This is a genomic window from Lelliottia sp. 489, from assembly GCF_050435885.1.
GTDB lineage: Bacteria > Pseudomonadota > Gammaproteobacteria > Enterobacterales > Enterobacteriaceae > Enterobacter > Enterobacter nimipressuralis.
In genome coordinates this window covers 223,672-250,279 of sequence record NZ_JBNDLC010000005.1, presented here as the reverse complement: position 1 = coordinate 250,279, position 26,608 = coordinate 223,672, and the positions used below count along the sequence as shown (strand labels likewise).

Sequence of the window (26,608 nt, the reverse complement as noted above, 5' to 3'; positions counted from 1 at the left end):
CCAGTACAGGTAGACTTAGCAGTCTCTTTGATACCAACGATTTCAACTTCTTCGCCAACTTTAACGATACCGCGCTCTACACGACCGGTAACAACGGTACCACGGCCGGAGATGGAGAATACGTCTTCGATTGGCAGCAGGAACGGCTTGTCAATCGCACGCTCTGGTTCTGGGATGTAAGAATCCAGGAAGCCAGCCAGCTCAACGATTTTAGCTTCCCACTCTGCTTCGCCTTCCAGCGCTTTCAGAGCAGAACCACGGATGATTGGAGTATCATCACCTGGGAAGTCGTACTGGGACAGAAGTTCACGAACTTCCATTTCAACCAGTTCCAGCAGCTCTTCGTCATCAACCATGTCACATTTGTTCAGGAACACGATGATGTAAGGAACGCCAACCTGACGACCCAGCAGGATGTGCTCACGAGTCTGAGGCATAGGGCCGTCAGTCGCAGCAACAACCAGGATTGCGCCATCCATCTGAGCAGCACCGGTGATCATGTTTTTAACATAGTCGGCGTGGCCCGGGCAGTCTACGTGTGCGTAGTGGCGAGTCGGGGTGTCATATTCAACGTGGGAAGTGTTGATGGTGATACCACGAGCTTTTTCTTCTGGTGCGTTATCGATCTGATCGAATGCACGAGCAGAACCACCGTAGGTTTTAGCCAGAACGGTAGTGATTGCAGCGGTCAGCGTTGTTTTACCATGGTCAACGTGGCCGATAGTACCGACGTTAACGTGCGGTTTTGTACGTTCAAACTTTTCTTTAGACATCGATTGTCCCTCTAAGACACGGATAAATCGGTGATATCACCACATCAACCAGGCAATATGCCTGAACTGTTGAATGCTTTTTAAAGGTTAACAGAGAGAAACAGGGAGGAGAAGTGAAGTGGTGCTGATACCCAGAGTCGAACTGGGGACCTCACCCTTACCAAGGGTGCGCTCTACCAACTGAGCCATATCAGCACGTCTTGGAGCGGGCAGCGGGAATCGAACCCGCATCATCAGCTTGGAAGGCTGAGGTAATAGCCATTATACGATGCCCGCATCCTGAAACTCGGCTACCCAGTTCTTTCTGTAACAAAAAAGAGATTTCTCTCTTTTTATGTTTTGAGCTGATTAATGTTTTAGCCAGCTCAGGCGGCGATAACGCTGCCAGAAAGTGGTGGTGGGGGAAGGATTCGAACCTTCGAAGTCTGTGACGGCAGATTTACAGTCTGCTCCCTTTGGCCGCTCGGGAACCCCACCGGACTTGATGGTGCCGACTACCGGAATCGAACTGGTGACCTACTGATTACAAGTCAGTTGCTCTACCTACTGAGCTAAGTCGGCATCAAGTAGCGCGCATTCTATGGGGGCATGAGCAGTCATGCAACTAAAAAATTGCATAAAATGTTCTTTCGCTCAGATTTTGTGCGCCAGAAGGGAAAAACGCTGATATTTCGCTCATTGCCGTTCAAATATTCAGCATAAGCACCGCAAATAACCCACCTATAGCGTATCGTGATGCCCTCCGCGTAAAGCATCACTTGTCTATATTTTTTCTTATTATTCCCGCCATCTGGTGTTAACCTCCTGCCCATTGTCCAAATTTAACTACTAAGTGATGAACCGCTGCCGCCACGAACGCGTTGTCGCGCAGACAAAGGGTTCACTGAACACGCTTATGAGCAAAAAAGAGCAATCGTTAATGACACCCTATCTTCAGTTTAACCGCAGCCAGTGGGCCGCTCTGCGTGACTCCGTCCCCATGACCTTAACGGAAGGGGAAATTGCGCGGTTAAAGGGGATCAACGAAGACCTGTCGCTGGAGGAGGTTGCAGAGATCTATCTGCCACTGTCCCGCTTGCTTAACTTCTATATAAGCTCCAACCTGCGTCGCCAGGCGGTACTGGAGCAGTTCCTTGGCACTAACGGCCAGCGTATTCCTTATATCATCAGCATCGCGGGCAGCGTGGCGGTCGGTAAAAGTACCACTGCACGTGTTCTGCAAGCGCTGTTGAGCCGCTGGCCTGAACACCGTAGCGTTGAGCTGATCACCACAGACGGCTTCCTGCATCCGAACGAGGTGCTGAAAGAGCGCGGCCTGATGAAGAAAAAAGGCTTTCCTCTTTCATACGATATGCACCGCCTGGTGAAATTCGTTTCAGACCTGAAATCTGGCGCACCAAACGTCACGGCGCCGGTCTATTCCCATCTGATTTACGACCGCATCCCAGATGGCGATAAAACGGTGGCGCAACCAGATATTCTGATCCTCGAAGGGCTGAACGTGCTGCAAAGCGGCATGGATTACCCGCACGACCCACATCATGTGTTTGTCTCCGACTTCGTCGACTTCTCTATATATGTCGATGCGCCGGAAGATCTGCTGCAAAACTGGTATATCAACCGTTTCCTGAAGTTCCGTGAAGGGGCGTTTACCGACCCTGACTCTTACTTCCATAACTACGCCCAGCTTTCTGAAGAGGAAGCGGTCAATGTGGCGACATCGCTCTGGAATGAGATTAACTACGTGAACCTGAAAGAGAACATCCTGCCGACGCGCGAGCGCGCGAGCCTGATTCTAACGAAAAGTGAAAACCACGCCGTAGACCAGATTCGCCTGCGAAAATAGTGGATTAGCAGACATAAAAAAACCGGCGATAATCGCCGGTTTTTTTGTTTACGCATTATGCGTGCGGTTTCTCACCGTTTTCATCCTGATCGACCGCAAAGCAGGCCACCAGTTGACCACCGTAGTCTTTCAACTGCGGCTGTAACTGAGTACAAGGACCAAAGCGGCGACGGCAGCGGGCGTTGAACGCACAACCCGGCGGTGGATTCAGCGGGCTTGGCAGCTCGCCCGTCAGCTTAATACGCTCACGGCGATCGTCCGGATTCAGACGCGGCGTGGCCGACAGCAGCGCTTGCGTATACGGATGACGAGGATTATTAAAGATCTGGTCTTTGGTCCCCTTCTCCACGCAGCGCCCCAGATACATCACCATCACTTCGTCAGCAATGTGCTCCACCACGGACAGGTCGTGGGAGATAAACACATACGACAGCCCCAGATCCTGCTGCAAATCCATCATCAGGTTCAGCACCTGCGCGCGCACGGACACGTCGAGCGCAGAGACCGGTTCGTCCGCAATCACCACGTCCGGATCCAGCATCAGACCACGCGCGATAGCGATACGCTGACGCTGACCGCCAGAGAACATGTGCGGATAGCGATCGTAGTGCTCGGTTTTAAGACCCACTTTCGCCATCATCGCCAGCGCTTTTTCACGGCGCTGCTCTTTGTTGAGATCGCTGTTAATTTGCAGCGGCTCTTCCAGAATCTGTCCCACTTTTTTACGCGGGTTCAGAGAACCGTACGGGTTCTGGAACACAATCTGGATTTTCTGACGGCGCAGTTTCTGTGCCTGCGGATCGTGCTTGAGCAGATCCTGGCCCTGATAGTACAGCTCGCCACCGGTCGGGGTTTCAATCATCGTCAGCAGACGACCCAGCGTGGATTTACCACAGCCCGATTCACCGACCACAGCCAGCGTTTTGCCGCGTTCCAGGGTGAACGACACCCCATCCAGCGCTTTCACCAGGCGTTCCGGGGCGAAAATCCCCTTCTTCACCGGATAGTGTTTTTTCAGATCGATGGCCTGCAACAGCGGCTGTTGTTTGGCGGCCTCTTGCGTACTCATAGTGTTGGCCTCCCGGCATCATCAAGTGGGTAGTGACATTTAGACTGACGACCACCTGGGAGGGTGTTCAGTTCTGGCTCTTCAGCACGACACTTATCTGTTGCATACGGGCAGCGCGGATTCAGCAGACAGCCCGTCGGGCGGTCATATTTACCTGGGACGACGCCCGGCAACGACGCCAGACGCGCTTTATCCTGGGCAAACTCCGGCAGCGCACGCAGCAGTGCCTGGGTATACGGGTGACGCGGCGCGCGGAAAATATCGTGCGAGCTTCCGGCTTCCACGACTTGTCCGGCATACATCACGATAATTTTGTGGGCGGCTTCGGCCACCAGCGCCAGATCGTGGGTAATCAGCACCAGCGCCATGTTCTCTTTCTGCTGCAATTCCAGCAGCAGCTCGATGATCTGCGCCTGAATGGTCACGTCCAGCGCCGTGGTCGGTTCATCCGCAATCAGCAGCTTCGGTCGACAGGCAATCGCCATAGCGATCATCACGCGCTGGCTCATCCCACCAGACAGCTGGTGCGGATAAACATCCAGACGTGATGCCGGATCGGGAATCCCCACCTGCGTGAGCAGGTCGATCGCGCGCTGGCGACGGGTTTTTTTATTCCCACCCTGATGCACTTTGATCGCTTCCATAATCTGGAAACCGACGGTATAGCACGGGTTCAGACTGGTCATTGGGTCCTGGAAGATCATCGCCACTTCAGCGCCCACCAGCTGGCGGCGCTGCTTCTCGGAGATGCGCTTCAGATCCTGGCCGTTGAACTCCAGGCTTTCCGCCATCACGCGGCCCGGATAATCAATCAGACCCATGATCGCCAGTGAGCTAACAGATTTACCCGAGCCAGACTCACCCACAATGCCAACCACTTCACCCTGATTCACGCTGTAGCTGATACGGTCTACGGCACGAAACTCGGAGCCCACGTCACCGAAGTGCACCGATAATTTATCTACATTTAATAACGCCATCTCGTGCCTCTTACTGCTTCAGTTTGGGATCAAGTGCATCACGCAGACCATCACCCATCAGGTTAAATGCCAGCACCGTCAGCAGAATCGCCAGACCCGGGAAGGTCACGACCCACCATGCGCTTTGCGCGAACTGCAACACATCGGCGAGCATTGTGCCCCACTCCGGTGTTGGCGGTTGCGCACCCATGCCAAGGAAGCCAAGAGCAGCCATATCGAGAATGGCGTTAGAGAAACCGAGCGACGCCTGAACGATCAGCGGCGCAAGGCAGTTCGGGAGAATATTGACGAACATCTGGCGCAGCGCGCCCGCGCCTGCCACACGTGAAGCGGTGACATAATCGCGGTTCACTTCCACCAGCACCGCCGCACGTGTTAATCGTACGTAGTGAGGGAGTGCCACGAACGTCAGGGCCAGCGCCGCGTTACCTATCGACGGCCCAAACACCGCTACAAGGACCAGCGCCAACAGCAGGCTTGGCAGGGCCAGCATGATGTCGACCACACGCATAATGATGTTGTCGATCAGACCACCGAAATAGCCGGCAACCAGTCCGAGGATAACCCCGAGGATCAGCGACAGTACCACCACCAGGCACCCTACCAGCAGCGACAGACGCGCACCGTACATCAGACGCGATAACACATCGCGGCCCACGTCATCCGTGCCGAGCAGATGGGCGAAGGTCCCGCCATCCTGCCAGGCTGGCGGAGCCAGCAGCACGTCGCGGAACTGATCCGCCGGGTTGTACGGCGCCAGCACGTTCGCAAACACGGCGATAATGATCATGATGGTGACATACACCAGCCCGACCACGGCGCCTTTGTTGCGTTTGAAGTAATGCCAGAACTCCTGCATCGGCGTCATTGGCACCGGGGCAGCAACAGCTTTATTTTGAGTAACTTGTGACATGATGGCCCCTTACTTCTTATGACGAATACGCGGGTTCACCACGCCGTACAGCAAATCGACCAGCAGGTTGACGAGGATAATCATCGTCGCCACCAGCAGTACACCGCCCTGCACAACCGGATAGTCACGGCGTTGCAGCGCATCGATCAGCCAACGTCCCAGGCCCGGCCAGGAGAAGATGGTTTCAGTCAGGATCGCCCCGGCCAGCAATGTCCCCACCTGCAAGCCGATCACCGTCACGACAGGCAGCATCGCGTTACGCAACGCATGGACGATGATGACGCGCATACGGGTCAGACCTTTGGCGCGGGCGGTACGGATGTAATCCTCCCCCAGCACTTCCAGCATCGACGAGCGCGTCATACGTACAATTACCGCCAGAGGAATTGTCCCGAGTACCATCGCAGGCAGGATCATATGCGCCAGCGCATCAATGAAGTTGCCCTCTTCTCCCCAGATGGCCGTATCAATCAGCATAAAGCCGGTGAGCGGGTTGGAATCATCAAGGAACACCATGTCGCTCACCCGTCCAGAGACCGGTGTCAGGTTGAGTTGCACGGAGACCAGCATGATCAGCATCATGCCCCACCAGAAGATAGGCATGGAGTAACCGGTCAGCGCCAAGCCAACCGCGGTGTGATCGAAGATTGAACCGCGCTTAACGGCAGCCAGGACACCGACGGGGATACCGACAGCAACGGCAAAAATCATGGCGCAGATACCGAGTTCCAGCGTCGCTTTAAAACGCGGCACAAACTCGTCCCACACCGGAAGACGGCTTTTCAGCGAAATCCCTAAATCACCGTGCAGGACGCCCCAAATGTAATGGAGATACTGCTGCCACATCGGCTTATCGAGGCCGAGTTCGGCCAGCAGCTGCGCATGGCGTTCAGGGGAGATACCACGCTCACCCGCCATAATCATTACCGGGTCGCCGGGGATCATATGGACGAAGGCAAAAGTGAGAAGGGTGATACCGATAAACGTGGGGATGACAAGTCCCAGACGTCGGAGGATGAACTGCAACATATCCCGGATTCTCTCTAATGACGTACTGCCCGCAGGCGGTGACGTCTGTATTGCTCACAAATCTTATTCCCTCCGCGAAGAGGGAATAAAGCACTGCTGCCGGAGGGCGCTGCGCTGACCCGGCCTACCGCTGTAGGTCCGCGCTCGCACAGCGCCGCCGGCACGGGGTGCTCATGCACCCCTGACGCTTTTAATTATTCAACAGAGACGTTTTCGAAGTGGTGTTTGCCCAGCGGATCAACCACATAGCCTTTAACTTCTTTACGCACTGGCTCGTAAACGGTGGAGTGAGCCACGATCAGCGCCGGAGCCTGGTCATGCATCACTACCTGAGCCTGTTTGTAGAGTTCAATACGCTTGTTGTGGTCGTCCGTTGCGCGCGCCGGCTGAATCAGATCTTCAAACGGCTTGTAGCACCAGCGAGAGTAGTTAGAACCATCTTTCGCAGCCGCGCAGCTGAACAGGGTGGCGAAGAAGTTGTCCGGATCCCCATTGTCCCCGGTCCAGCCCATCATCACCGCCTGGTGTTCGCCAGCTTTAGCACGCTTCAGGTACTCGCCCCACTCGTAAGTGACGATCTTGGCCTGAACGCCTACCTTAGCCCAGTCAGCCTGAACCATCTCAGCCATACGGCGAGCGTTCGGGTTGTATGGACGCTGAACAGGCATTGCCCATAGCTCAACGGTAAAGCCTTTATCCTGGCCCGCTTCTTTCAGCAGCGCTTTCGCTTTCTCAGGATCGTAGGTGTAGTCTTTAACGTCGTCGTTGTAGCCCCACATGGTTGGTGGGATCAGGTTCTTGGCAGCAATACCTGCACCCTGGTAAACCGCTTTAATGATCGCTTCTTTGTTCACCGCGTAAGTCAGCGCCTGACGCACTTTCACGTCATCAAACGGTTTCTTCTCGGTGTTGAAGGAGAGGTAACCCACGTTCAGGCCCGCCTGCTCCAGCAGGTTGATATTTTTGTCCTGCTTCATGCGAGCGATATCAGCCGGGTTCGGGTACGGCATCACCTGGCACTCGTTTTTCTGCAGTTTCGCGTAACGCACGGACGCGTCAGGCGTGATGGAGAAGACCAGACGGTCGATCTGCGGTTTGGTACCCCAGTAACCTTCGAATGCTTTGTACAGAATACGGGAGTCTTTCTGGTACTGCTGCAGCTGGAATGGACCGGTACCGATTGGGTTCAGATCCACTTTTTCCGGGGTGCCTGCTTTCAGCATGTTGTCCGCATACTCTTTTGACAGAATAGAGGCGAAGTCCATAGCCAGGTCAGCCAGGAATGGCGCTTCGGGACGGCTCAGAACGAACTGAACGGTTTTGTCGTCCACTTTTTTCACTTCGGTGATCAGGTCCGGCAGACCCATCCCTTCGAAGTATTCGTAGCTGCCGCCAGAAACTTTATGGTACGGGTTCTGTGCGTTTTTCTGACGGTCGAAGGAGAACACAACGTCATCCGCAGTCAGTTCACGCGTTGGTTTGAAATCTTTATTGTCCTGCCACTTCACGCCCTGGCGTAAGTGGAAGGTATAGGTTTTGCCGTCTTCGCTGATTTCCCACTTCTCAGCCAGACCCGGAATAACTTCCGTGGTACCGATTTTGAATTCAACCAGACGGTTATAGATAGGTACAGAGCTAGCGTCGTAGGTTGTACCAGAGGTGAACAGCTGTGGGTTAAAGCCTTCCGGCGAGCCTTCAGAACAGTAAACCAGGGTTTTTGCCTGCACGCTTGCCGCGACGGTGAGAGCGACCAGGCTCAGACCAAGCTTCAGCATCCCTGACTTCTTCAAGGAAATACTCATTATTCTGCTCCAATGTGATGTTTTGCTTTGTTGTGTTACGCCGCCTGACCTTTATTTATTTTTTACCCGGTCCGGTCGGTGATGCCCGAAGGCGTGATAAGGGATGGAGATTCCTTTCAGAAGAGCGTCGGAGTTGCAGCGCAGATCCTCCCTGAAATGCCCCTCGTGCCCTACAATCTGTCAACAGAATGTGAAAACGTCAATACAGGTGACGGGGATTTACGTTGAGGGTGAGAAACGGCAAACAAAGATTAAAAAAACTTTAGTCACCTATTTTCAGCAGGGAAATTTATGCTACTCGCCATCTTGCAGCACAAATCTCTTCATATTTCGCAACAATCAGTGATTAACATTTATTCAGATCGCGTAAATTTTCTTACAGAATGGTGATTATCTGAGCAGTAAATGCCGCGAACGTTAAAACGCACAGCGGAAAATGCTGAGGTTATCCATAAGCAACGCGAAAAAAGATCAATCCATATATAAAAAAATACAATGGATTATGTCACAAAATCGTTAACAGGCAGGGTAAACCGGGGATAAGGAGCGTTTTGGAGAGTCGGCGTGGATAAATCCATAATGCAAAAAGGGCCAACCTTGCGGTTAGCCCTTTTTTAAATGTGGTCGGCGAGAGAGGATTCGAACCTCCGACCCACTGGTCCCAAACCAGTTGCGCTACCAAGCTGCGCTACTCGCCGAATGCGGAGCGCATCTTACTGCTGGGGTGCGCCCTCGTCAATCCCTTATCTTCAAAAAGCCATTCGACTGGCGAGAAACTCGCCAGCTCGGTTACTTAGTGGCTTTCGCCGGGCCATCAGGGACATGGCACCAGTTGTTGTTCTCATTAATCCCGCCGTCTGGCGAGGTATAGCCGAGACAACCCATGATGGTGTCATACAGCTCAACGTGACGGCGAGGCACCTTCATCTCAGCCTGCTGTTTCAGGTGCTGGAACATCTTCTCTTTATCCGGGTTTTCCAGATATTTATCCGACATCCACACCATCATCGGCACGCGGAACTGCTCCGGTGGCGCCATCTTGCGCGGCGTACCGTGCAGGTGCTCATACTCGTTGATCGACTCACCGTGGTCGGCGGCATAGAAAACAATCGCTTTCTTGTCGCGCACCTGGTCGATCACGCTCTCGATAAAGTGATCCACATACATCACCGAGTTATCGTAAGAGTTAATCAGCTGCTCTTTGGTGCAGTCCTTATCTACCCCCACACACTCCGGCGTCCATTTGGCAAAGCTGCGCGGGTAACGCTGGGTGTAGTTAAAGTGCGAACCTTTGGTATGCAGGATGATCATATGCTTCCCATCCTGATTGTTGCTCAGCGAGCCTTTCATCTCATCGATCAGCAGCATATCGTCAACGCTCTTCCCGCGGTTACGCGGCTCAGCACCGATCTGCTCACGATAGGCAATGTTCTGCGCCATCGTATTGCTGTAAAACCACATCTCGCTCTGCATCGCGTAGAGATCAGAACTGAATCCAAGCTGATGCAGCACCGAGAAGACGTTCTGCTCTTTCAGGGTACGCTGCGGGTTGTCATCCGCCCCGCCCTCGCGAACAAACATGCAGCGCAGAGACAGCTTGGTCGCCGTATCACATGAGTAGCCCCGATAAGCGATCAGGTTCTTCTCCTGCGCCAGTTTCGGCGTCGTATCGCGGTCGTAGCCTAAAATCCCCATATGATCCCAGCGCGTCGTTTCACCGATGATAAAGACCACATAGGTATCGTCGATATCTTTAGGCGCTTCATAGGTGAACTGCTTCGCCGGATTGAGCAGAGATTTATTATCGGAAGACTCATCCACCTGCGCCCAGGCGTAGAGGCCCAGCGCGGAAATCCAGTTAGAGGGCAGATAGGAGTTCGCCACCACGCCGCCGTAGCTCGGCAAATCCACGCCAGAAGTACGTTCGTCACTCTTCTGCTTCACTTCAAGCAGACGAATCGGGCCCCAGACCATCAGCCCCGCCAGCAGTACCACCGCGACGCTTCGGACGCGTTGCCCTGGCGTGCGCATCTGACGCAGCAGGGTATAGCGGCAGCGATTACTCCAGATGAGCAGCAGCGGCAGCGCACTGACGCCCACCAGCCACAGGATAAAGTGCAGGCCGACCACCTCTTTCGAGAGATCGATATCCGTCGTCATGACTGAGGCAATAATGCCGTAGCCAATAACCACGTTCATAAAAGTCATGTAATAGCTGGCACCTGCCGAGCAGAGCACCACCAGAGATGCCAGAACGCGCCAGATGCGGCGTCCAAACAGTGAGAGGAGACGTAATAAGAAAAAGGTAACCAGAACGGTACCAACCAACTCAACAACCGCTGCGATTCCTTTCCAGGCGGTAAAGTCTTGCGCGAACCCGTCAAACCGACGGAAAAAAACAGCGCCATTCATAAACAGGCCGATGTACAACGCCAGCAAAAAGCTCAGCTTTTGTTGCGTCATCGATTTAATGTATTTCATGCAGGCTACCCGAAAAAAGGGACAGTCACGCCATCCACTTTTAGCTGAAAAAGTGAACAGAGTAGATATTCGCTCAGGGGATCGTTATCAGAAACGTCTAAAGCGTGGTAAGTAGACCACAGTGACAGGAAAAAGTGGCAGCAGAGAGTGTGATTGCAGTAGATATTTACAAAAAATCAAGTTCGGAAGCAGATTGGGTCAAAGAACGCTCAGCATGTTGATAAAAGAAAAGGCCGGAAAATCCAGCCTTTTCAGTCAGTCATCACGCATGCGCTTCGTTAAATACCTGCCGCTGCGGCTGGCGAATCGTAGTGGAGAGCGCCAGTGAGATAATCAGCAGAGCGAAGATGACACAGAAGGTGACATAGAAGCCGCCGAACAGCGAGGCGATGAGGGACCCGCAGATGCTGCCAATACCGAAACCTAAGTAAATCACCCCATAATTCTTCGCCAGATTATTCAGGCCAAAGAACTCGCTCACCAGTGACGGGAACACGGTAATGGTGCCGCCAAAATTGAAGGCCACGCAGGCAATCGCCGCGAAAAAGGTCATCTCATTCAGTGGCGCAAACAGCAGGGCCGCCATACCGACCAGGGAGATCACCTGCCCCAGCGTAATCACACGGATACGGGCGATTTTGTCGGAGAGAATACCCAGCACCAGACGACCAGACAGGTTGGCAATGGAAATCACGGTTACCGCATTCGCCGCGGTCATCGCATCCAGTTTCACCATTCCCTGAGCGATATCTTTCGCCACGCCAATCACATACAGACCGCTCATGCAGGCTGTCAGGAACATAACCGCCAGCATCCAGTACTGTGGTTTACGCATGGACTGCGCCAGCGTGAAGTCATTTTCCACTACGCCGTTAACGGTTTTCACTTCCTGCATCGGGGCATCTTTCATTAGCGTCGCGCCGAACAGAATCATCACCAGCACGATAGCGCCCCAGATCATAAAGGTCTTTTCCAGGCCCACGGAGGCAAGCAGGTGCGAATCAATAAATTTAAACCCGAGACTACCCAGACCATAAGAGCCAATGGAGAAAGCTGAGATTAAGCCTTTACGCTCCGGGAACCACTTCACGCAGTTCGACAGGGTCAGCAGGTAGCCCGCGCCATCTGCCAGCCCCACCAGCACCCCGGCGCTCAGCCAGAGCATCATCAGGTTACTGGAGTGCGCCGTCAGGAAAAAGCCGACACCCAGCAGGATGCCCGAAGCCATGGTCACGCGTTTCACGCCAAAACGTTCCTGCAATTTCCCGGCGATGGACGAGGACAACGCCAGCCCCAGGCTCAGCAAGCCGAACGAGAACGCCACCTGGCTCACCGGCGCGCCGAGTTTGTCAGAGAGCGCGCTGTTAAACAGGCTCCAGGTATAAACCGATCCCAACGCAAATTGCGTCACGATGGTGCCAAATAGGGTCAGCCAACGAGTGCGGTTGTATGTTGATGTGTTCATGGCAGTTGTCCTGCAAGAGAAATTAAAGGAATTCGCTGCAGACAACGATAAACAAAACCTCAAAAGGCCTGGGGGAAAACGGCATGAAATGCAGTGGAGACGGAATGAAATGCCTGGAATCAGGAATGAATGACCTTGCCGGGCGAAGGATCACGAGTTTGTTAGTGCCCGCTATCGCCACAAGCACGGCCATTCTTGTATTTAAGATGTTACAGCAAGGTTGAATTAAATAACAATATTAAAATCTGGCGCTCACACCCAGGGTATATAAATAATCTGCACCGGTCATGGTGTTATCCGCCTGAGACAAAGAAGCGTACGCGGCCATATGCGGGTAAAGCAGCACGTCGGCACCCACGGTCACATCCATCCAGTTGTCGTACTGCATGGAGGCCGGCAGGCGGCTCATCCCCGATTGCGGCTTCCATTGATTATCGCCAAACTGCTGGTTGTAGCTAATCTGCGCCCACGGTCGGAGACCGCCCACACGCGTGTCGACGCGCCAGCCGAGCGTACTCACGCTGGCATGCCACAGCGGGTCGGTAAGCGACTGGCTGCCATTGTCACCGTATTCGTTGTACGCCATGGGCGACGAACCGTCGTAATGCCACGCGGCAACCGGCCCCGTGGTCACCTTCTGCGTCACCGGAATCGTCAGGCTCAGCGAAAGGGTACTGTCAGATTCCGCAGGATAATTTTCCGGCATGTTCAACGCCAGCCCCGGAACGTTCTGGGAAGAACGAATACGCTCCGCGAGAATATCGTCATAACGCGGTTGGTGATCGGCGTCCCATGTATAGCGTTCGGTCGTATTATTTTGCGCATCCGAAACGATATATTCCTGTTGCCAGGCGTAAGCTGTGCTACAAAAAAACAAACAGACAGAGACTCCCGCCAGGCCAGTAACAGCATGGCGACCACTGATTATTTTTATCATCATCAAAGCGACTCCAGAAAGAGCCGAATTCGGCGATATTTGTCATTGTTAGAAAGAGGTATGAGGGCAAAGCCCTTAATTAAATATTGTCTTTTTGAGGCACACGTCAAGCCAGGTGGGTTGATTTTTTTACGGGTTAAATCATTAAGGATGAAAACCAATGCAACGTTGCGGATGGGTAAGCCAGGATCAGCTCTATATCGACTATCACGATAAAGAATGGGGCGTGCCGGAGACCGACGGTAAAAAGCTCTTTGAGATGATCTGCCTGGAAGGCCAGCAGGCGGGTTTATCGTGGATTACGGTGCTAAAAAAACGGGAAAACTATCGCAACGCCTTCCATCAGTTCGATCCCGTTGCGGTGGCCGCTATGACTGAGGAAGACGTCGAACGGCTGGTGCTGGATGCCAGTATTATCCGGCATCGCGGGAAAATTCAGGCCATTATTGGCAACGCAAAAGCGTACCTGGCGATGGCCGAAAGTGGCGAGCCTTTCTCCGATTTTGTCTGGTCGTTTGTCGACAACACGCCGCAGGTGACACAGGCCGCGACAATGGGTGAAATCCCCACCTCCACGTCCGCCTCTGATGCCCTGTCTAAAGCACTGAAAAAGCGTGGTTTCAAATTTGTTGGCACCACGATTTGCTACTCATTTATGCAGGCCTGCGGTCTGGTGAACGATCATATCACGGGCTGTTTTTGCCACCCAGGAGGCCAACATGATTCGCAAATGGCAAAGTGAAAACACTGCGCCGCTGCTCAGTTTATGGCTTGAAAGCACCACCGAGGCGCACCCGTTTATCGACGCGCAATACTGGATAGAAAGTGAACCGCTGGTACGCGACACCTATCTCCCCGGTGCAGAAACCTGGGTATGGGAAGAGAAAGGCGAGGTGCGTGGTTTTATCAGCGTGATGGAGTCGCAGTTTATCGGCGCGCTCTTTGTCGCCACCGCTCATGCGGGGAGAGGGATCGGCCACGCGCTGATCCACCACGTGCAGCAGCAGTTCCCCTATCTCAGTCTTGAGGTTTACCAGAAAAACAGTCGGGCGGTGAATTTCTACCATGCTCAGGGTTTTCGCATTGAAGACAGCGCCTGGCAGGAAGAGACTCAACACCCGACGTGGATTATGAGCTGGCAGGCGGATCAAACGCCGTAAGCGTCAGCTCAGGGCCCTGATATTTCTCCACCCACGCCAGCGCCGTGTTCCCCGCGCACCCGTTCCCCAGCTTCGAGCTGGGGAGATCTTTGGTGAGCACGTTCACCGCGCCGTTTTTGCAAATCCCGCCTGCCGTGAGTTCCAGATCCGGCCACGCCCCCTGGTGGATACAGATCACGCCCGGTTTAATGCCCTCACTCACCACCGCCCCGGCCAGCACCTGCCCGCGAGCGTTCCAGACACGCACCACATCGCCATTGGCAATTCCGCGCGCTTTCGCATCAAGGGTATGCAGCGTGATCGGCTCGCGTCCGGCCACGGCGTACTGTTCGCGCAGGGACGAATAGTTCAGCTGGCTGTGCAGACGGTGCGCCGGGTGCGCAGAGAGCACCTGCAACTGTGTTGGCTGCGCATTGCCGTGCCACTCGTCCGGCTCCAGCCACATCGGGTGCGGCGGGCAGTCGGCATAGTTAAAGCTGGCGATACGTTGCGAGTAGATCTCAATTTTGCCGCTTTCGGTTTTCAGCGGATGCGATTGTGGGTCGCGGCGGAAGTCCGCGAAGCGAACAAACTGCGCATTCTGCTCACTCTCCGGCATTTCGACGATCTCATTCGCTTCCCAGAACTGGGCAAACGGCGGCAATGTTACCCCCTGAGCGGCACCGCGCTGCGCCGCAATCTGGTAAAACGTCTCCAGCCACTCGAGATCGGATTTCCCTTCGGTGAAACGCTCGCGACCGCCCTCTTCCCAGCGTTCGCTCAGCTCCGCAAACACCTCAAAGTCATCACGTGCTTCATCGCGCGGCGCAACGACGCGCTTCATCGGCACCATGTGCTGATTGCTGTAGTCGCCGGTCATGGTGAGATCGTTACGCTCAAAGGAGGTGGTCGCTGGCAGAACGATATCGGCGTGTTTGGCTGCCGCTGTCCAGAAGCATTCGGAAATCACCACCAGCTCCGGCTTTTGCCAGGCGCGGATCAGTCGGTTGGTATCCTGATGATGGGTGAAGTTTGCGCCGCCCGCCCACCAGACAAAACGGATATCGGGGAAGTGGCGATCCAGGCCGTTGTGCTGGTAGAAACCACCGGGATTTTCCAGCGCTTCGACGATGCGCGCCACCGGGATTTTATCTACCGCATCAATCCCGTCCTGCACGGAACCCTGCATCGAGGCCAGAACCGCAGCGCGACGGGTCGGGTTTCCACCGTTAGCAAAGTGATACGACAAACCAAAGCCGCCGCCCGGCGTACCAATCTGACCCAGCATCGCCGCAAGAGTCACCAGCATCCAGTGTTTCTGCTCGCCAAACTGCTGGCGCTGCATTCCCCAGCCGGACATCAGCATAGTGGTATTTTCGTGGAACAGTGCCGACAGTTCGCGGATTTTCGCCGCATCAATGCCGCAAATGTCCGCCGCCCACTCGGCGGTTTTGGCGATCCCGTCGGTTTTGCCCGTCAGGTAGTCAGCGAATTTGTCATACCCTGTAGTGCAGCGGGCGAGAAACGCCTGGTCGTGCCAGCCGTTTTCCACCAGCGTATGGGCGATACCCAGCATCATCGCGACGTCGGTCCCCATGTGCGGGGCCAGCCACTCAACGCTATCGCCGAAGAAATCGACGGTTTCGGAGCGCATCGGGTCAATACAGATCAGGCGTTTACCGCTTTTACGCAGCGCATCGAAATAGGGAATCCCCTGCTCATCGCTCGCGTTCCACGCGATTTTGAGCGTGTTGAGCGGATTGGCGCTCCACAGCACCACCACATCCGTGTGCTCCAGCACCAGCGGCCAGCTGGTCTGCTGCTGATAAACTTCATTTCCGCCGACAACGTACGGCATGATCGCCTGCGCTGCGCCGGTTGAGTAGTCACCAAGGTGCCCGGTGTAGCCCCCCGCCAGGCTCATATAGCGCTGCAGGAGCGTCGCCGCTTTGTGCAGCACACCGTTCGAACGCCAGCCATAAGAACCCGCAAATATAGACGCCGGGCCATGGGTCTCACGAATACGTTTGTGCTGCGTATGGATCAACGCCAGCGCATCATCCCAGCTCACCCGAACGAACTCATCCTGTCCGCGCGTACCCTGCGGATTATCCGGCGAGGCCAGAAAACCCTTACGCACCATCGGCCAGCGCACGCGGGTTTTACTGTGCACCTGATCGCGCACCACAGTTTGTAACGAATTAGGGTGCTGCGTTGGCAGCGCCCCGCGCGAGGACAGGACATTCTCGCCATCGGTTTCAACCAGCATCGGGCCCCAGTGGGCGGCGGTCAGAATCGTTTTTATTGAAGTGGTCAAGCGTGCGCTCCTGGGTTTGTCTGTTGCAGGTGTGACGGCCTTCTTTGAGGCTATTTAAGATTTGGACACAAATTTCAGAGTTAGCCCTGGAATTTTCTTCCTCTTAGGGCGTCATAATCAACCGCCACACGCTTCGTGGCAAAGAATAAAAAGGATTAAGGAAATAAGATGAATAAACGCGTACTTGTCATTGCGGCTCTGGTCAGTGGAGCACTGGCGGTTTCTGGCTGCACAACCAACCCTTACACCGGCGAACGTGAAGCGGGCAAATCCGGCATTGGCGCGGGTATTGGCTCATTGGTCGGCGCAGGCGTTGGCGCACTCTCTTCCTCGAAGAAAGATCGCGGCAAAGGCGCGCTGATCGGGGCTGCAGCGGGTGCCGCATTGGGCGGCGGCGTAGGATATTACATGGATGTGCAAGAAGCTAAACTGCGCGACAAAATGCAGGGAACGGGCGTGAGCGTGACGCGAAGTGGCGACAACATCATTCTGAACATGCCGAACAACGTGACCTTCGACAGCAGCAGCGCAACGCTGAAACCGGCGGGTGCCAACACGCTGACCGGTGTGGCAACGGTGCTCAAAGAGTACAGCAAAACAGCCGTTAACGTTATTGGCTACACCGACAGCACCGGGAGCCAGGATCTGAACATGCGTCTGTCTCAGCAGCGCGCGGATTCCGTCGCCAGCTCGCTGATCACTCAGGGCGTTGCCGCAAACCGCATCCGCACCAGCGGCATGGGCCCGGCGAATCCAATTGCCAGCAACAGCACGGCAGAAGGCAAAGCGCAGAACCGCCGCGTTGAGATCACATTAAGCCCCATTCAGTAAATGAAATGCCGGGTGGCGGCTGCGCCATCCGGCATGAAGCGCTTGCCATCGTTGATTTTCCCGCTAAGGTGTTCTCACTAATCTTAAGGGAATCAGCGATGAGCAAATCAGCACGGCCCACCATCAGTGACGTGGCGAAAGCCGCCAAAACCGGAAAAACCAGTATTTCGCGCTATCTTAATGGCGAGAAACATCTGCTTTCCGACGCGCTGCTGGCCCGTATTGAACAAGCCATCGCCGAACTGGATTACCGCCCAAGCCTGATGGCTCGCGGCCTGAAGCATGGTCGCACTCGCCTCATCGGTCTGATCATCGCCGACATTACCAACCCCTACTCCGTCAACGTGCTCAGTGGCATCGAAGCCGCGTGCCGCGAAAAGGGCTTCACCCCGCTGGTGTGTAACACCAACAACGAAGTGGACCAGGAGCTGCACTACCTTGACCTGCTGCGCAGCTATCAGGTCGAAGGCATAGTGGTCAATGCCGTGGGGATGCGCGAAGAGGGGCTTAACCGCCTGCAACAGTCGTCCCTGCCGATGGTGCTGATTGATCGCAAAATCCCGGAATTCGCCTGCGACGTGGTAGGACTGGACAACACTCAGGCCGCCACAACGGCAACAGAGCACCTGATCGAGCAAGGTTTCGAAGCGATTTTGTTCATGAGCGAGCCGTTGGGCATGGTGAATACCCGTCGCGACCGTCTCAGCGCATTTCGCGCCACCCTGGCGCGTTATCCTGGCGTGATCGCCGAGAATGCCGAAATTCCGCTGCACGAAGCCGATCAAATGGATAATACCCTGCGCCAGTTCCATACCCGTCATCGCGGGATGCGCAAAGCGGTCATTTCCGCCAACGGCGCGCTCACGCTGCAGGTGGCCCGCTCCCTCAAACGTATTGGCCTGAACTGGGGCAGCGATATTGGCCTGCTCGGATTCGATGAACTCGAATGGGCCGAGCTGGCAGGCGTTGGCATTACCACTCTCAAACAGCCGACCTGGCAGATTGGCTACGCCGCGGTCGAGCAGGTCGTGCGCCGCATCGAAGGCATTACCGACACCGTGCGCGAGCAGGTCTTCTCCGGTGAGCTGATCGTGCGCGGCTCGACGTCGCGTTAACCCCCCTTCGTGATGACGATCATAAATTCAACATCCTGACCTTTTCTTTGGAACCGGTTCCATCTAGCGTAATACCTATCAGCTATGAATGGGAGTCAGCCAATGGGCAGGAAAATCATCGTCGTCACCGCCGCGTATGGCGCAGATCACGTCCGTCAGGTGGGCGGCCAGCGGGCCATATTACCGGTCATTGCCGCCGGGGGAGCCGACGGCGTCGAGATCCGCCGGGAGCTATTTAATGATGAGGAGCTACAGGCGTTGCCGACATTGGCTCAGTCTATTGAACTGCTCGGTTTGTTCGCCTGTTACTCCGCCCCCGCCGCGTTACTGATGCCAGACGGCACACTGAACCCGGATCTGCCGCGCTATCTCGCAGAAGCCAGCACCCTCAATGCCCTGTGGCTGAAGGTCTCGCTGGGTCATTTCCGCGATAAACAGCCCCTTGTAGCCTTACGCGAACTGCTGCTGGAAAGCGGGATGACGCTGGTAGTAGAAAATGATCAGACCGACTGCGGGCAGCTTGCGCCAATGCAGCGTTTCAAGGCGGCCTGCCGGGTGATGGAACTGCCTGTCCCCCTCACCTTCGATACCGGAAACTGGCTGTGGGTTGGTGAATCGCCGGAAGAAGCTGCGCGCCATCTGGCCCCGGCGGTGAGTTATATCCATGTCAAAGCCGCTGTCCCGCATCACCAACACTTCCGCGCTATCCCACCGGATAACGCCGATGCCCGCTGGATGGATCTGCTGAACCAGCTTCCGACCGACGCCCCTCGAGGCATTGAATTCCCGCTGGAAGGGCCAGATTTAGCGGCGGTAACTCGCCATTACGTCAATCTGCTGCGTGAGGAGACACGGCATGTCTGATTCTCTGGACGTCATCACCATCGGTGAAGCCATGGCCATGTTTGTGGCCACGGAAACGGGCGAGCTGCGCTCGGTTGAACACTTTATCAAACGTGTCGCGGGCGCAGAGCTGAACGTAGCAACCGGCCTGGCGCGCCTGGGACTCAACGTTGGCTGGGTCAGCCGCGTGGGCGACGACAGTTTTGGCCACTTTGTGTTGGATTCGCTGAAAAAAGAGGGGATCGACGCGGCGGGCGTCACTCTCGACAACCGTTTCGCGACCGGCTTTCAGCTCAAATCTAAAGTCGAAAATGGAACCGATCCCATTGTGGAGTATTTCCGCAAAGGTTCTGCCGCCAGCCATCTTTCCACGCAAGATTTTCATCCTGCTTACTTTTCTTCAGCGCGTCACCTGCATTTGAGTGGCGTCGCAGCGGCGCTATCGGCCAGTTCATACGATCTGCTCGATCACGCGGCCAGTTCCCTGAAAGCCCAGGGTAAGACGATCTCTTTCGATCCGAACCTGCGCCCGGTGCTGTGGAAAAGCGAAGCCGAGATGGTTGAAAAGCTCAATCACCTGGCCTTCCAGGCAAACTGGGTTCTGCCCGGTCTGAAAGAGGGCATGATCCTCACCGGGCAGAAAACCCCGGAAGGGATCGCCGATTTTTATCTGGCGCACGGCGTGCAGGCCGTGGTGCTGAAAACAGGCGCTGACGGAGCATGGTTCAAAACCGCCAGCGGCGAGAAAGGTGCTGTCGCTGCGGTGAAAGTCGATAACGTTGTCGACACCGTCGGCGCAGGAGATGGATTCGCAGTCGGGGTGATTAGCGCCCTGCTGGAAGGCAAAACGCTACAACAGGCCGTCGCACGCGGGAATAAGATCGGATCGCTGGCCATTCAGGTGCAAGGCGACAGCGAAGGATTGCCGACCCGCGCACAACTGTCCGAGTAACAATAATCAGCCACCGTGTACCCTACAGACAACGGCGGTATAAACCTCAACAACAGAGGCAAGCCCATGAACACATCGACCAATGCAGTTAAACGCTGGTGGTACATCATGCCTATCGTGTTTATCACGTACAGCCTGGCGTACCTTGATCGCGCGAACTTCAGCTTCGCGTCTGCCGCAGGGATCACCGAAGATTTGGGGATCACCAAAGGCGTTTCGTCCCTGTTAGGCGCCCTGTTCTTCCTTGGCTATTTCTTCTTCCAGATCCCTGGAGCGATTTACGCCGAACGCCGCAGCGTGCGCAAACTGATCTTTGTCTGCCTGATTTTGTGGGGCGCCTGCGCATCCCTCACCGGGATGGTCAATAATATCCCCGCACTGGCCGCCATTCGCTTTATTCTCGGGGTCGTTGAAGCCGCCGTGATGCCTGCGATGCTGATTTACATCAGCAACTGGTTTACCAAATCTGAACGCTCACGCGCCAATACGTTCCTGATCCTCGGTAACCCGGTGACGGTCCTGTGGATGTCCGTGGTTTCGGGTTATCTGATTCAGTCATTCGGCTGGCGTCACATGTTCATCATCGAAGGATTCCCGGCGATCATCTGGGCATTCTGCTGGTGGGTGCTGGTGAAAGATAAACCGTCGCAGGCGACCTGGCTTTCCACCAGTGAAAAAGCCGCTCTGCAGGCCGAGCTGGATAAAGAACAGCAGGGGCTGAAAGCGGTGCGTAACTACGGTGAGGCTTTCCGTTCGCGCAACGTTATCCTGCTGTGTATGCAATATTTCGCGTGGAGCATCGGGGTGTACGGTTTTGTGCTGTGGCTGCCGTCGATTATTCGCAGCGGTGGCGAAAACCTCGGCATGGTGGAAGTGGGCTGGCTGTCGTCGGTGCCGTATCTGGCGGCAACGATCGCGATGATCGTGGTGTCGTGGGCCTCGGATAAGCTGCAAAACCGTAAATTATTCGTCTGGCCGCTGCTGTTGATTGCCGCTTTCGCCTTTATCGGTTCATGGGCGGTAGGCGCAAACCATTTCTGGGTCTCTTACACGCTGCTGGTGATCGCTGGTGCGGCCATGTACGCGCCATATGGTCCGTTCTTTGCCATCATCCCGGAAATGCTGCCGCGTAACGTAGCCGGTGGCGCGATGGCGCTGATCAACAGCATGGGAGCGTTAGGTTCGTTCTTCGGCTCGTGGTTTGTTGGCTATCTCAACGGCGCCACCGGCAGCCCGTCGGCCTCGTACATATTTATGGGGGTGGCACTTTTCGCTTCTGTGTGGCTTACTTTGATTGTTAAGCCTGCTAATAATCAACAAATTCCTGCTGGCGCACGTCACGCCTGAACCTTTTAAAATCAACGGAGATTAGCATGAAGCCGTCCGTCATTTTGTATAAAGCACTGCCCGACGATCTACACAAACGTCTTGAGGAACATTTCACCGTCACGCAGGTGAAAAACCTGAGCCAGGAGACCGTGGCGCAGCACGCGGAAGCCTTTGCCAGCGCGGAAGGGCTACTGGGCTCAAGCGAAAAAGTGGATAGCGCATTGCTGGAGAAAATGCCGAAGCTTCGTGCGACCTCGACGATCTCTGTCGGCTACGACAACTTTGACGTCGAGGCGCTTAACGCACGCAATGTTCTGCTGATGCACACGCCAACCGCACTCACCGAGACGGTTGCGGATACGCTGATGGCGCTGGTGCTGAGCACTGCGCGTCGCGTTGTGGAAGTGGCTGAGCGCGTGAAAGCAGGCGAATGGACTAAAAGCATCGGTCCCGACTGGTTTGGTGTGGACGTTCACGGCAAAACGCTGGGGATTGTCGGCATGGGCCGGATCGGGCTGGCGCTGGCTCAGCGCGCGCATTTCGGCTTTAACATGCCGATTCTCTACAATGCACGCCGTCAGCATAAAGAAGCTGAAGAGCGTTTCAATGGCCGTTACTGTGAGTTAGATACACTGCTGCAGGAAGCGGATTATGTCTGCCTGATCCTGCCGCTGACGGATGAGACGCATCATCTGATCGGTAAAGCTGAGTTTGAGAAAATGAAAAAAACGGCCATTTTCATCAACGCAGGCCGTGGGCCAGTGGTGGATGAGAAGGCGTTGATTGAAGCCTTGCAACAGGGTGAGATCCACGCGGCGGGTCTGGATGTGTTCGAGCAGGAGCCGCTGCCGATCGATTCGCCGCTGCTGACATTGCCTAACGTGGTTGCGCTGCCGCATATCGGTTCGGCCACTCATGAGACGCGATACAATATGGCGTCCACGGCGGTGGATAACCTGATCGATGCGCTGAACGGGAAAGTTGAGAAGAACTGCGTGAACCCGCAGGTAAAATAATCACAAAGCCTGAAACGAAAAAAACCCGCCAGAGGCGGGTTTTTAAATTCTTGTGCTGCTGGGTTGGAAGCTTACAGGCTTACAACGTTACCAGCTGCTGGGCCTTTAGCGCCGCTTTCGATGGTGAAGGAAACTTTCTGACCTTCGTCCAAAGATTTGTAGCCTTCGTTCTGGATAGCAGAGAAGTGTACGAATACATCTTTAGAGCCATCGTCAGGAGTGATGAAGCCGAAGCCTTTATCAGCGTTGAACCATTTTACCAGACCAGTCATTTTACCAGACATAGAAATTACCTTTTTAAAATACGTTTTGCCTTCCGGCGCGATGATGGAATGTGTTACAGATTTTTAAGCGATGAAGGAAGGGTCACTACGAAGGTATCTTTGGATAACTCATCTGGACTACTTAACTAAACTGCTTTAGGTCTGTGTAACAAACCGACAGGAATAGTTATACCGATGTGGTAGATGAATGACAAGCATTATTTTTATCAGCTTGTAAAAAACCCCGCACCAGGCGGGGTTTTCTTTTATTCCGTCGCGGTGACTGCCGCGCTCCACGCCTGGCTAAAGGCCTGGTGCTGAGAGGCAAGCGGCCCAATCAGCGTGTTGTACTGGCTGGCTTGCTGAGACGTTGGGAACTGAATGCCGTTAGAGACAAAGCTCACCTGCGTCCCCTGCTGGGAGATAAAATCGCCCACCTGCACCAGTTGCTGGCTAAAGATCTGCGCGGCTGGGATCAGCGGCTGCATTGCATCTGAAGGTTTGGTGACAACTTTCTCGTACACCTGATCAAACACAGGTTTCAGATCTTCACCCTGTTTCAGCGCAGAACGCGCCGCATCAGCCTGCATTTTCGCATTCTGTAGCTGCTGGCTCAGCACCCCGAGCGCACCATTAGACTGGCGCAGCGGTTCACGCTGAGTCATATAGTCCTGTGGAACGCGGATTGCGTTAACGCTGTCCACAACCGGACGCAAACCGGAATCCATCGCCTGATTCACCTGCTGTGAATAACCATAAAGGATGGCGTAATCGGAAACGAAGGGACCAAACTGTTTTTTCTGATCCGCAGTCAGCGTCGGCAGATGCTCGCCACTGCGCATCACGGTATTTTGTAGAAAATCGATAAACGCTTTACGCTGATCGCCTTCTTTATCGAAACACCCACTCAGGCTAACTACCATCAACAACGCCGCAATAGGCGCAAACCAGCGAGAGCAGGACTTTCCTGTCGCCATTTTAATACTCCTTTCACCCAAAAAACGCACACCGGCACACGCGTGCCCGACGCTGATTAGGATAGTCCAGGTCAGGCCGTCAGGATACTCTTTTCATGCAAAACGGCTATTGCCGGTTTATTTCTTACGATTTACAAAAAAATACTGCGCAAAGCCTGTTTCGATTAATCAGGTAATTAGCGTCACGCTCTCTTTTGCTGAAACGAATAAGGCAATCGTTACCGCACGATTAATCACAGACGTGACAATCTTTTGCACTCTTTTGAGGCTATCCTTAATTGGCTCTCTGATGTTCACGATCCCGCTGTGTGATTTAAGAGGAGTTCTTAATGGAATCTAAAGATCCTATGCTTGAGCTGTTAAGCAGCCTGGAACAAATTGTTTTTAAAGATTTATCGCAGACCGTTACCCCGTCCCAAAAGACGAATCCCTTTACTGAATTTGAGCGATTACGCAAAGGGACAGGGTTAAAAATTGATGATTTCGCCCGAGAGATGGGCGTCAGTGTGGCCTTGGTCCATGAGTGGGAATCAAAACGTGTAAAACCCTCCACGACCGAGCTGAAACTGATGCGCATGATTCAGGTCGCTCGAACAGTCAGTACGCAGTAAGTTAATACGTTCATCTTATCGCCCCCGCAATTGCGGGGGTTTGTATTCTAGAGCCCTTCACAACGCCATCCTTTCTCATCCCACACCATCTCATGGGTCAGCTGGAGTCCATTAAGGAAAGCCTGATCGTGGGACACCACCAGCAGCGCACCGGGAAAACCGGCCAGCGCCGCTTCAATCGCCTGTACAGAGGCCAAATCCAGATGGTTCGTCGGTTCATCCAGCAGCAACAGTTGAATAGCCTCTTCCCGCCACAGGACGCATGCCAACGCCGCTTTCAGACGCTCGCCGCCGCTCAGCTCCCTCAGCGGCAGGGAGACTTTATCCGCACCCAATTGAAGCTGCGCCAGACGACTGCGCAGCACGCCCTCTTCCAGCGGCGTGTCATGCAGGTTGAGATGCGTCATGACGGACTGTGTAAGATCCAGCTGCGACAGGTGCTGATCGAGATACGCACTTTGCACCGACACGCGACAGGTTCCTGAAACAGCTTCCAGCTCACCGAGAATAATCTTCAATAATGTCGATTTCCCGCAGCCGTTTGGCCCGCGTAGCGCCACGCGCATCGGACCGTCCATGCGCCAGTTAACAGGGGGCATGTTCACGTACGGAAGAACCAGCTCCTGCAGGACGATCGCCTGTTTGCCCTCGGCAATGCGACTGCCCGGCAGGGTAAACATCACCGGATTCTCTTCCTCCACCCGCTCACGAGCCTGTTTTACGGCAGTATTCAGGGCGTCAGTTTGTTCATGATGCTGCTTGCGCCACGTACCGGGCCGCTCTTTCGCCGCCATTTTATATTTAATCCGTTCAAAGGAGGCGATGTTCATGGAATCAACCGTGCGCAGCGTTTGCGCCGACCGCCGCTGGCTGGCGTCATGCTCTTTGTGCATACGGGCGCGGGTGCGTTTGCGCTCTGTGGCAGCATGGTCCAGCGCCGCACGCGCCGCCTGCTGTTCGGCATCCCGCTGGCGTTCATAGTCGTCGTAATTGCCGCCATAAACGCGTAGCCCGGTACCGCTAAGTTCCAGTATGCGCGGCACCTGCGCCAGTAATTCGCGATCGTGAGTCGCGACCATCACGCCGCAGCTACAACGCGCGAGCTGGGCGTAAAACCATTCACGCCCCTGTCTGTCGAGGTGGTTCGTCGGCTCATCAAGCAGCAGATAATCGGCATTAGCGGTAAAAGCCCCGCACAGCAAAGCCCGCACGCGTTCGCCGCCGCTAAGGGAAGACGCGAGGTGTTCGGGATCAAAAGGAGGAAGATTGGCCGTGAGAAACGCCGCGGTTAACCGTTCAGCTAAGTCCCAGTAACCGTCGAGACGTTCCAGATCGTCTGGCTGATAGTCACCGCTGTCGATGCGTCGGCGGGTCGCGAAAATGTCGTCGTAGCCAAGCAGTTCCGCCAGGGTGGTCTGCGCAGAAATATCATGCTGCTGCGCGACGTAAACATGCGACGCGCGACGCTCGATATGACCACTCGTCGGGGAGTCCAGCCCGGCCAGCAGGCGTAAAAGGCGTGTTTTGCCGCTGCCGTTACGCCCGACCAGCGCACAAAGCGACGGTTCCAGCGCTAAATTCAGCGGACCAAAAAGGGTATCGCCCGTCGCAAACTGACAGGTGACCTGATGCAAAATAAAAGAGGGGGATTGCGCACAAAAATGAGCCATAAGCACTCCTGAATGAAATCAAAACATCCCCTGCCGACGCACAAGCGTTTAGCAAGGATCGAAATTCATCAGTCGTGATTGTTCATTTTTCGTTATGTGCTCCAGAAATGACGAGGGGTTCGTCGCGACAAAGGATAGCCGCATTCGGGCCAAGGTTTCAAGGTTAAAAGTTAGGCAGTGATTAACCGGTTTCTTCCGGGGTTAGAGATCCAGCCGATTGGCAACCTGCAACAGCAAGAAAGAGTGAAAG

Annotated in this window: 23 protein-coding genes and 5 tRNA genes; 10 read left to right on the top strand and 18 right to left on the bottom strand. The window is 54.8% G+C overall.

The genetic code is table 11. The features are described from left to right. From ABIE11_RS17125 to ABIE11_RS17105, 5 genes are all read right to left on the bottom strand, one after another. Window positions 1–773: elongation factor Tu (locus ABIE11_RS17125; RefSeq protein ID WP_429184945.1), on the bottom strand; the 773-nt coding region annotated here is incomplete at its 3' end. A gap of 119 nt (window positions 774–892) precedes the next feature. Further along, a tRNA-Thr gene (locus ABIE11_RS17120) sits at window positions 893–968 on the bottom strand. A gap of 6 nt (window positions 969–974) precedes the next feature. Beyond that, window positions 975–1,049 (bottom strand) — tRNA-Gly (locus ABIE11_RS17115). Window positions 1,050–1,165: 116 nt separating this feature from the next. Next, a tRNA-Tyr gene (locus tag ABIE11_RS17110) sits at window positions 1,166–1,250 on the bottom strand. 8 nt (window positions 1,251–1,258) lie between these two features. After that, a tRNA-Thr gene (locus ABIE11_RS17105) sits at window positions 1,259–1,334 on the bottom strand. Window positions 1,335–1,668: 334 nt separating this feature from the next. Here ABIE11_RS17105 and coaA point away from each other — a divergent pair. Next, window positions 1,669–2,619: a type I pantothenate kinase gene (gene coaA, locus ABIE11_RS17100; protein ID WP_100778111.1), complete on the top strand. Its 951-nt coding sequence runs from the start codon at window positions 1,669–1,671 to the stop codon at window positions 2,617–2,619. Between the two features lie 55 nt (window positions 2,620–2,674). Here coaA and dppF read toward each other — a convergent pair whose 3' ends face one another. From dppF to ABIE11_RS17055, 9 genes are all read right to left on the bottom strand, one after another. After that, a complete protein-coding gene (gene dppF / locus ABIE11_RS17095) occupies window positions 2,675–3,688 on the bottom strand; it encodes a dipeptide ABC transporter ATP-binding subunit DppF (protein WP_100778112.1) in 1,014 nt (337 codons plus the stop codon). Further along, window positions 3,685–4,668 (bottom strand): dipeptide ABC transporter ATP-binding protein, encoded by a 984-nt coding sequence (gene dppD, locus ABIE11_RS17090; protein WP_100778113.1) that lies wholly within the window; start codon window positions 4,666–4,668, stop codon window positions 3,685–3,687. The genes dppF and dppD overlap by 4 nt, the downstream gene beginning before the upstream one ends. A gap of 10 nt (window positions 4,669–4,678) precedes the next feature. Further along, window positions 4,679–5,581, bottom strand: a complete 903-nt coding sequence (gene dppC, locus ABIE11_RS17085) for a dipeptide ABC transporter permease DppC (RefSeq protein ID WP_100778114.1) — start codon at window positions 5,579–5,581, stop codon at window positions 4,679–4,681. A gap of 9 nt (window positions 5,582–5,590) precedes the next feature. Continuing rightward, window positions 5,591–6,610: a dipeptide ABC transporter permease DppB gene (dppB, locus tag ABIE11_RS17080; RefSeq protein ID WP_100778115.1), complete on the bottom strand. Its 1,020-nt coding sequence runs from the start codon at window positions 6,608–6,610 to the stop codon at window positions 5,591–5,593. 194 nt (window positions 6,611–6,804) lie between these two features. Then, on the bottom strand, window positions 6,805–8,412 hold the full coding sequence (gene dppA, locus ABIE11_RS17075) for a dipeptide ABC transporter periplasmic-binding protein DppA (protein WP_100778116.1): 1,608 nt from the start codon (window positions 8,410–8,412) through the stop codon (window positions 6,805–6,807). Window positions 8,413–9,033: 621 nt separating this feature from the next. Next, window positions 9,034–9,110: transfer RNA gene (locus ABIE11_RS17070), tRNA-Pro, on the bottom strand. 91 nt (window positions 9,111–9,201) lie between these two features. Next, window positions 9,202–10,893: a kdo(2)-lipid A phosphoethanolamine 7''-transferase gene (gene eptB, locus ABIE11_RS17065; RefSeq protein ID WP_107702486.1), complete on the bottom strand. Its 1,692-nt coding sequence runs from the start codon at window positions 10,891–10,893 to the stop codon at window positions 9,202–9,204. Window positions 10,894–11,155: 262 nt separating this feature from the next. After that, a complete protein-coding gene (locus ABIE11_RS17060; RefSeq protein WP_100778119.1) occupies window positions 11,156–12,358 on the bottom strand; it encodes an L-lactate MFS transporter in 1,203 nt (400 codons plus the stop codon). 238 nt (window positions 12,359–12,596) lie between these two features. Next, complete coding sequence (locus tag ABIE11_RS17055; RefSeq protein WP_102105011.1) at window positions 12,597–13,298, bottom strand: autotransporter domain-containing protein; 702 nt, start codon at window positions 13,296–13,298, stop codon at window positions 12,597–12,599. 157 nt (window positions 13,299–13,455) lie between these two features. On the opposite strand from ABIE11_RS17055, the gene tag reads away from it, so the two are divergent. Both tag and ABIE11_RS17045 read left to right on the top strand, forming a co-directional pair. After that, entirely contained in the window at window positions 13,456–14,037 is a 582-nt protein-coding gene (gene tag, locus ABIE11_RS17050; protein WP_102105012.1) for a DNA-3-methyladenine glycosylase I, read from the top strand. Next, complete coding sequence (locus tag ABIE11_RS17045) at window positions 14,015–14,455, top strand: N-acetyltransferase (protein ID WP_129035922.1); 441 nt, start codon at window positions 14,015–14,017, stop codon at window positions 14,453–14,455. The genes tag and ABIE11_RS17045 overlap by 23 nt, the downstream gene beginning before the upstream one ends. On the opposite strand, the gene ABIE11_RS17040 is transcribed toward ABIE11_RS17045, so the two are convergent. Then, window positions 14,424–16,703: a molybdopterin guanine dinucleotide-containing S/N-oxide reductase gene (locus ABIE11_RS17040; protein ID WP_429184950.1), complete on the bottom strand. Its 2,280-nt coding sequence runs from the start codon at window positions 16,701–16,703 to the stop codon at window positions 14,424–14,426. The genes ABIE11_RS17045 and ABIE11_RS17040 overlap by 32 nt on opposite strands. 216 nt (window positions 16,704–16,919) lie before the next feature. Here ABIE11_RS17040 and ABIE11_RS17035 point away from each other — a divergent pair, with 216 nt between their 5' ends. The 6 genes from ABIE11_RS17035 (at window position 16,920) to ghrB (ending at window position 22,837) form a co-directional block, all read left to right on the top strand. Further along, the gene (locus ABIE11_RS17035) at window positions 16,920–17,582 is read left to right on the top strand and encodes an OmpA family lipoprotein (RefSeq protein ID WP_100778124.1); all 663 of its coding nucleotides are present in this window, start codon (window positions 16,920–16,922) and stop codon (window positions 17,580–17,582) included. Window positions 17,583–17,680: 98 nt separating this feature from the next. After that, window positions 17,681–18,697, top strand: coding sequence for a LacI family DNA-binding transcriptional regulator (locus ABIE11_RS17030; RefSeq protein ID WP_107702490.1), 1,017 nt, complete (start codon window positions 17,681–17,683; stop codon window positions 18,695–18,697). A 102-nt stretch (window positions 18,698–18,799) separates the two neighbouring features. Continuing rightward, complete coding sequence (locus tag ABIE11_RS17025) at window positions 18,800–19,561, top strand: sugar phosphate isomerase/epimerase family protein (RefSeq protein WP_429184942.1); 762 nt, start codon at window positions 18,800–18,802, stop codon at window positions 19,559–19,561. Then, window positions 19,554–20,492, top strand: coding sequence for a sugar kinase (locus tag ABIE11_RS17020; RefSeq protein WP_409256284.1), 939 nt, complete (start codon window positions 19,554–19,556; stop codon window positions 20,490–20,492). Before ABIE11_RS17025 ends, ABIE11_RS17020 begins: the two co-directional genes overlap by 8 nt. Window positions 20,493–20,558: 66 nt before the next feature. Continuing rightward, a complete protein-coding gene (locus ABIE11_RS17015) occupies window positions 20,559–21,839 on the top strand; it encodes an MFS transporter (protein ID WP_123429660.1) in 1,281 nt (426 codons plus the stop codon). A gap of 26 nt (window positions 21,840–21,865) precedes the next feature. Next, entirely contained in the window at window positions 21,866–22,837 is a 972-nt protein-coding gene (gene ghrB / locus ABIE11_RS17010) for a glyoxylate/hydroxypyruvate reductase GhrB (protein ID WP_102105019.1), read from the top strand. A gap of 71 nt (window positions 22,838–22,908) precedes the next feature. Here the strand turns inward: ghrB and cspE are convergent, their stop codons facing one another. After that, window positions 22,909–23,121 carry a transcription antiterminator/RNA stability regulator CspE gene (gene cspE, locus ABIE11_RS17005; RefSeq protein ID WP_006177792.1) on the bottom strand — a complete coding sequence of 71 codons (213 nt, stop codon included), beginning with the start codon at window positions 23,119–23,121 and terminating at the stop codon, window positions 22,909–22,911. A 245-nt stretch (window positions 23,122–23,366) separates the two neighbouring features. Continuing rightward, window positions 23,367–24,077: a DUF3053 domain-containing protein gene (locus tag ABIE11_RS17000; protein ID WP_100778130.1), complete on the bottom strand. Its 711-nt coding sequence runs from the start codon at window positions 24,075–24,077 to the stop codon at window positions 23,367–23,369. Between the two features lie 329 nt (window positions 24,078–24,406). Between ABIE11_RS17000 and ABIE11_RS16995 the strand changes: the two genes are divergently transcribed. Next, window positions 24,407–24,688: an HTH-type transcriptional regulator gene (locus tag ABIE11_RS16995; protein WP_100778131.1), complete on the top strand. Its 282-nt coding sequence runs from the start codon at window positions 24,407–24,409 to the stop codon at window positions 24,686–24,688. Between the two features lie 47 nt (window positions 24,689–24,735). Here ABIE11_RS16995 and ABIE11_RS16990 read toward each other — a convergent pair whose 3' ends face one another. After that, a complete protein-coding gene (locus ABIE11_RS16990) occupies window positions 24,736–26,358 on the bottom strand; it encodes an ABC-F family ATP-binding cassette domain-containing protein (protein ID WP_429184939.1) in 1,623 nt (540 codons plus the stop codon). Window positions 26,359–26,608: the final 250 nt, after the last annotated feature.

Bases quoted from the DNA above. Each gene is read 5' to 3' on its own strand.
- dppB (WP_100778115.1), bottom strand. From the start codon at position 6,610: ATGTTGCAGTTCATCCTCCGACGTCTGGGACTTGTCATCCCCACGTTT.
- dppD (WP_100778113.1), bottom strand. From the start codon at position 4,668: ATGGCGTTATTAAATGTAGATAAATTATCGGTGCACTTCGGTGACGTG.
- dppF (WP_100778112.1), bottom strand. From the start codon at position 3,688: ATGAGTACGCAAGAGGCCGCCAAACAACAGCCGCTGTTGCAGGCCATC.
- ABIE11_RS17030 (WP_107702490.1), top strand. From the start codon at position 17,681: ATGAGCAAATCAGCACGGCCCACCATCAGTGACGTGGCGAAAGCCGCC.
- eptB (WP_107702486.1), bottom strand. From the start codon at position 10,893: ATGAAATACATTAAATCGATGACGCAACAAAAGCTGAGCTTTTTGCTG.
- ABIE11_RS16995 (WP_100778131.1), top strand. From the start codon at position 24,407: ATGGAATCTAAAGATCCTATGCTTGAGCTGTTAAGCAGCCTGGAACAA.
- dppC (WP_100778114.1), bottom strand. From the start codon at position 5,581: ATGTCACAAGTTACTCAAAATAAAGCTGTTGCTGCCCCGGTGCCAATG.
- coaA (WP_100778111.1), top strand. From the start codon at position 1,669: ATGAGCAAAAAAGAGCAATCGTTAATGACACCCTATCTTCAGTTTAAC.
- ABIE11_RS17045 (WP_129035922.1), top strand. From the start codon at position 14,015: ATGATTCGCAAATGGCAAAGTGAAAACACTGCGCCGCTGCTCAGTTTA.
- ABIE11_RS17055 (WP_102105011.1), bottom strand. From the start codon at position 13,298: ATGATGATAAAAATAATCAGTGGTCGCCATGCTGTTACTGGCCTGGCG.
- tag (WP_102105012.1), top strand. From the start codon at position 13,456: ATGCAACGTTGCGGATGGGTAAGCCAGGATCAGCTCTATATCGACTAT.
- cspE (WP_006177792.1), bottom strand. From the start codon at position 23,121: ATGTCTGGTAAAATGACTGGTCTGGTAAAATGGTTCAACGCTGATAAA.
- ABIE11_RS17040 (WP_429184950.1), bottom strand. From the start codon at position 16,703: ATGCTGGTTGAAACCGATGGCGAGAATGTCCTGTCCTCGCGCGGGGCG.
- ABIE11_RS17020 (WP_409256284.1), top strand. From the start codon at position 19,554: ATGTCTGATTCTCTGGACGTCATCACCATCGGTGAAGCCATGGCCATG.
- ABIE11_RS17000 (WP_100778130.1), bottom strand. From the start codon at position 24,077: ATGGCGACAGGAAAGTCCTGCTCTCGCTGGTTTGCGCCTATTGCGGCG.
- ABIE11_RS17035 (WP_100778124.1), top strand. From the start codon at position 16,920: ATGAATAAACGCGTACTTGTCATTGCGGCTCTGGTCAGTGGAGCACTG.
- ABIE11_RS17015 (WP_123429660.1), top strand. From the start codon at position 20,559: ATGAACACATCGACCAATGCAGTTAAACGCTGGTGGTACATCATGCCT.
- ABIE11_RS17025 (WP_429184942.1), top strand. From the start codon at position 18,800: ATGGGCAGGAAAATCATCGTCGTCACCGCCGCGTATGGCGCAGATCAC.
- dppA (WP_100778116.1), bottom strand. From the start codon at position 8,412: ATGAGTATTTCCTTGAAGAAGTCAGGGATGCTGAAGCTTGGTCTGAGC.
- ghrB (WP_102105019.1), top strand. From the start codon at position 21,866: ATGAAGCCGTCCGTCATTTTGTATAAAGCACTGCCCGACGATCTACAC.
- ABIE11_RS16990 (WP_429184939.1), bottom strand. From the start codon at position 26,358: ATGGCTCATTTTTGTGCGCAATCCCCCTCTTTTATTTTGCATCAGGTC.
- ABIE11_RS17060 (WP_100778119.1), bottom strand. From the start codon at position 12,358: ATGAACACATCAACATACAACCGCACTCGTTGGCTGACCCTATTTGGC.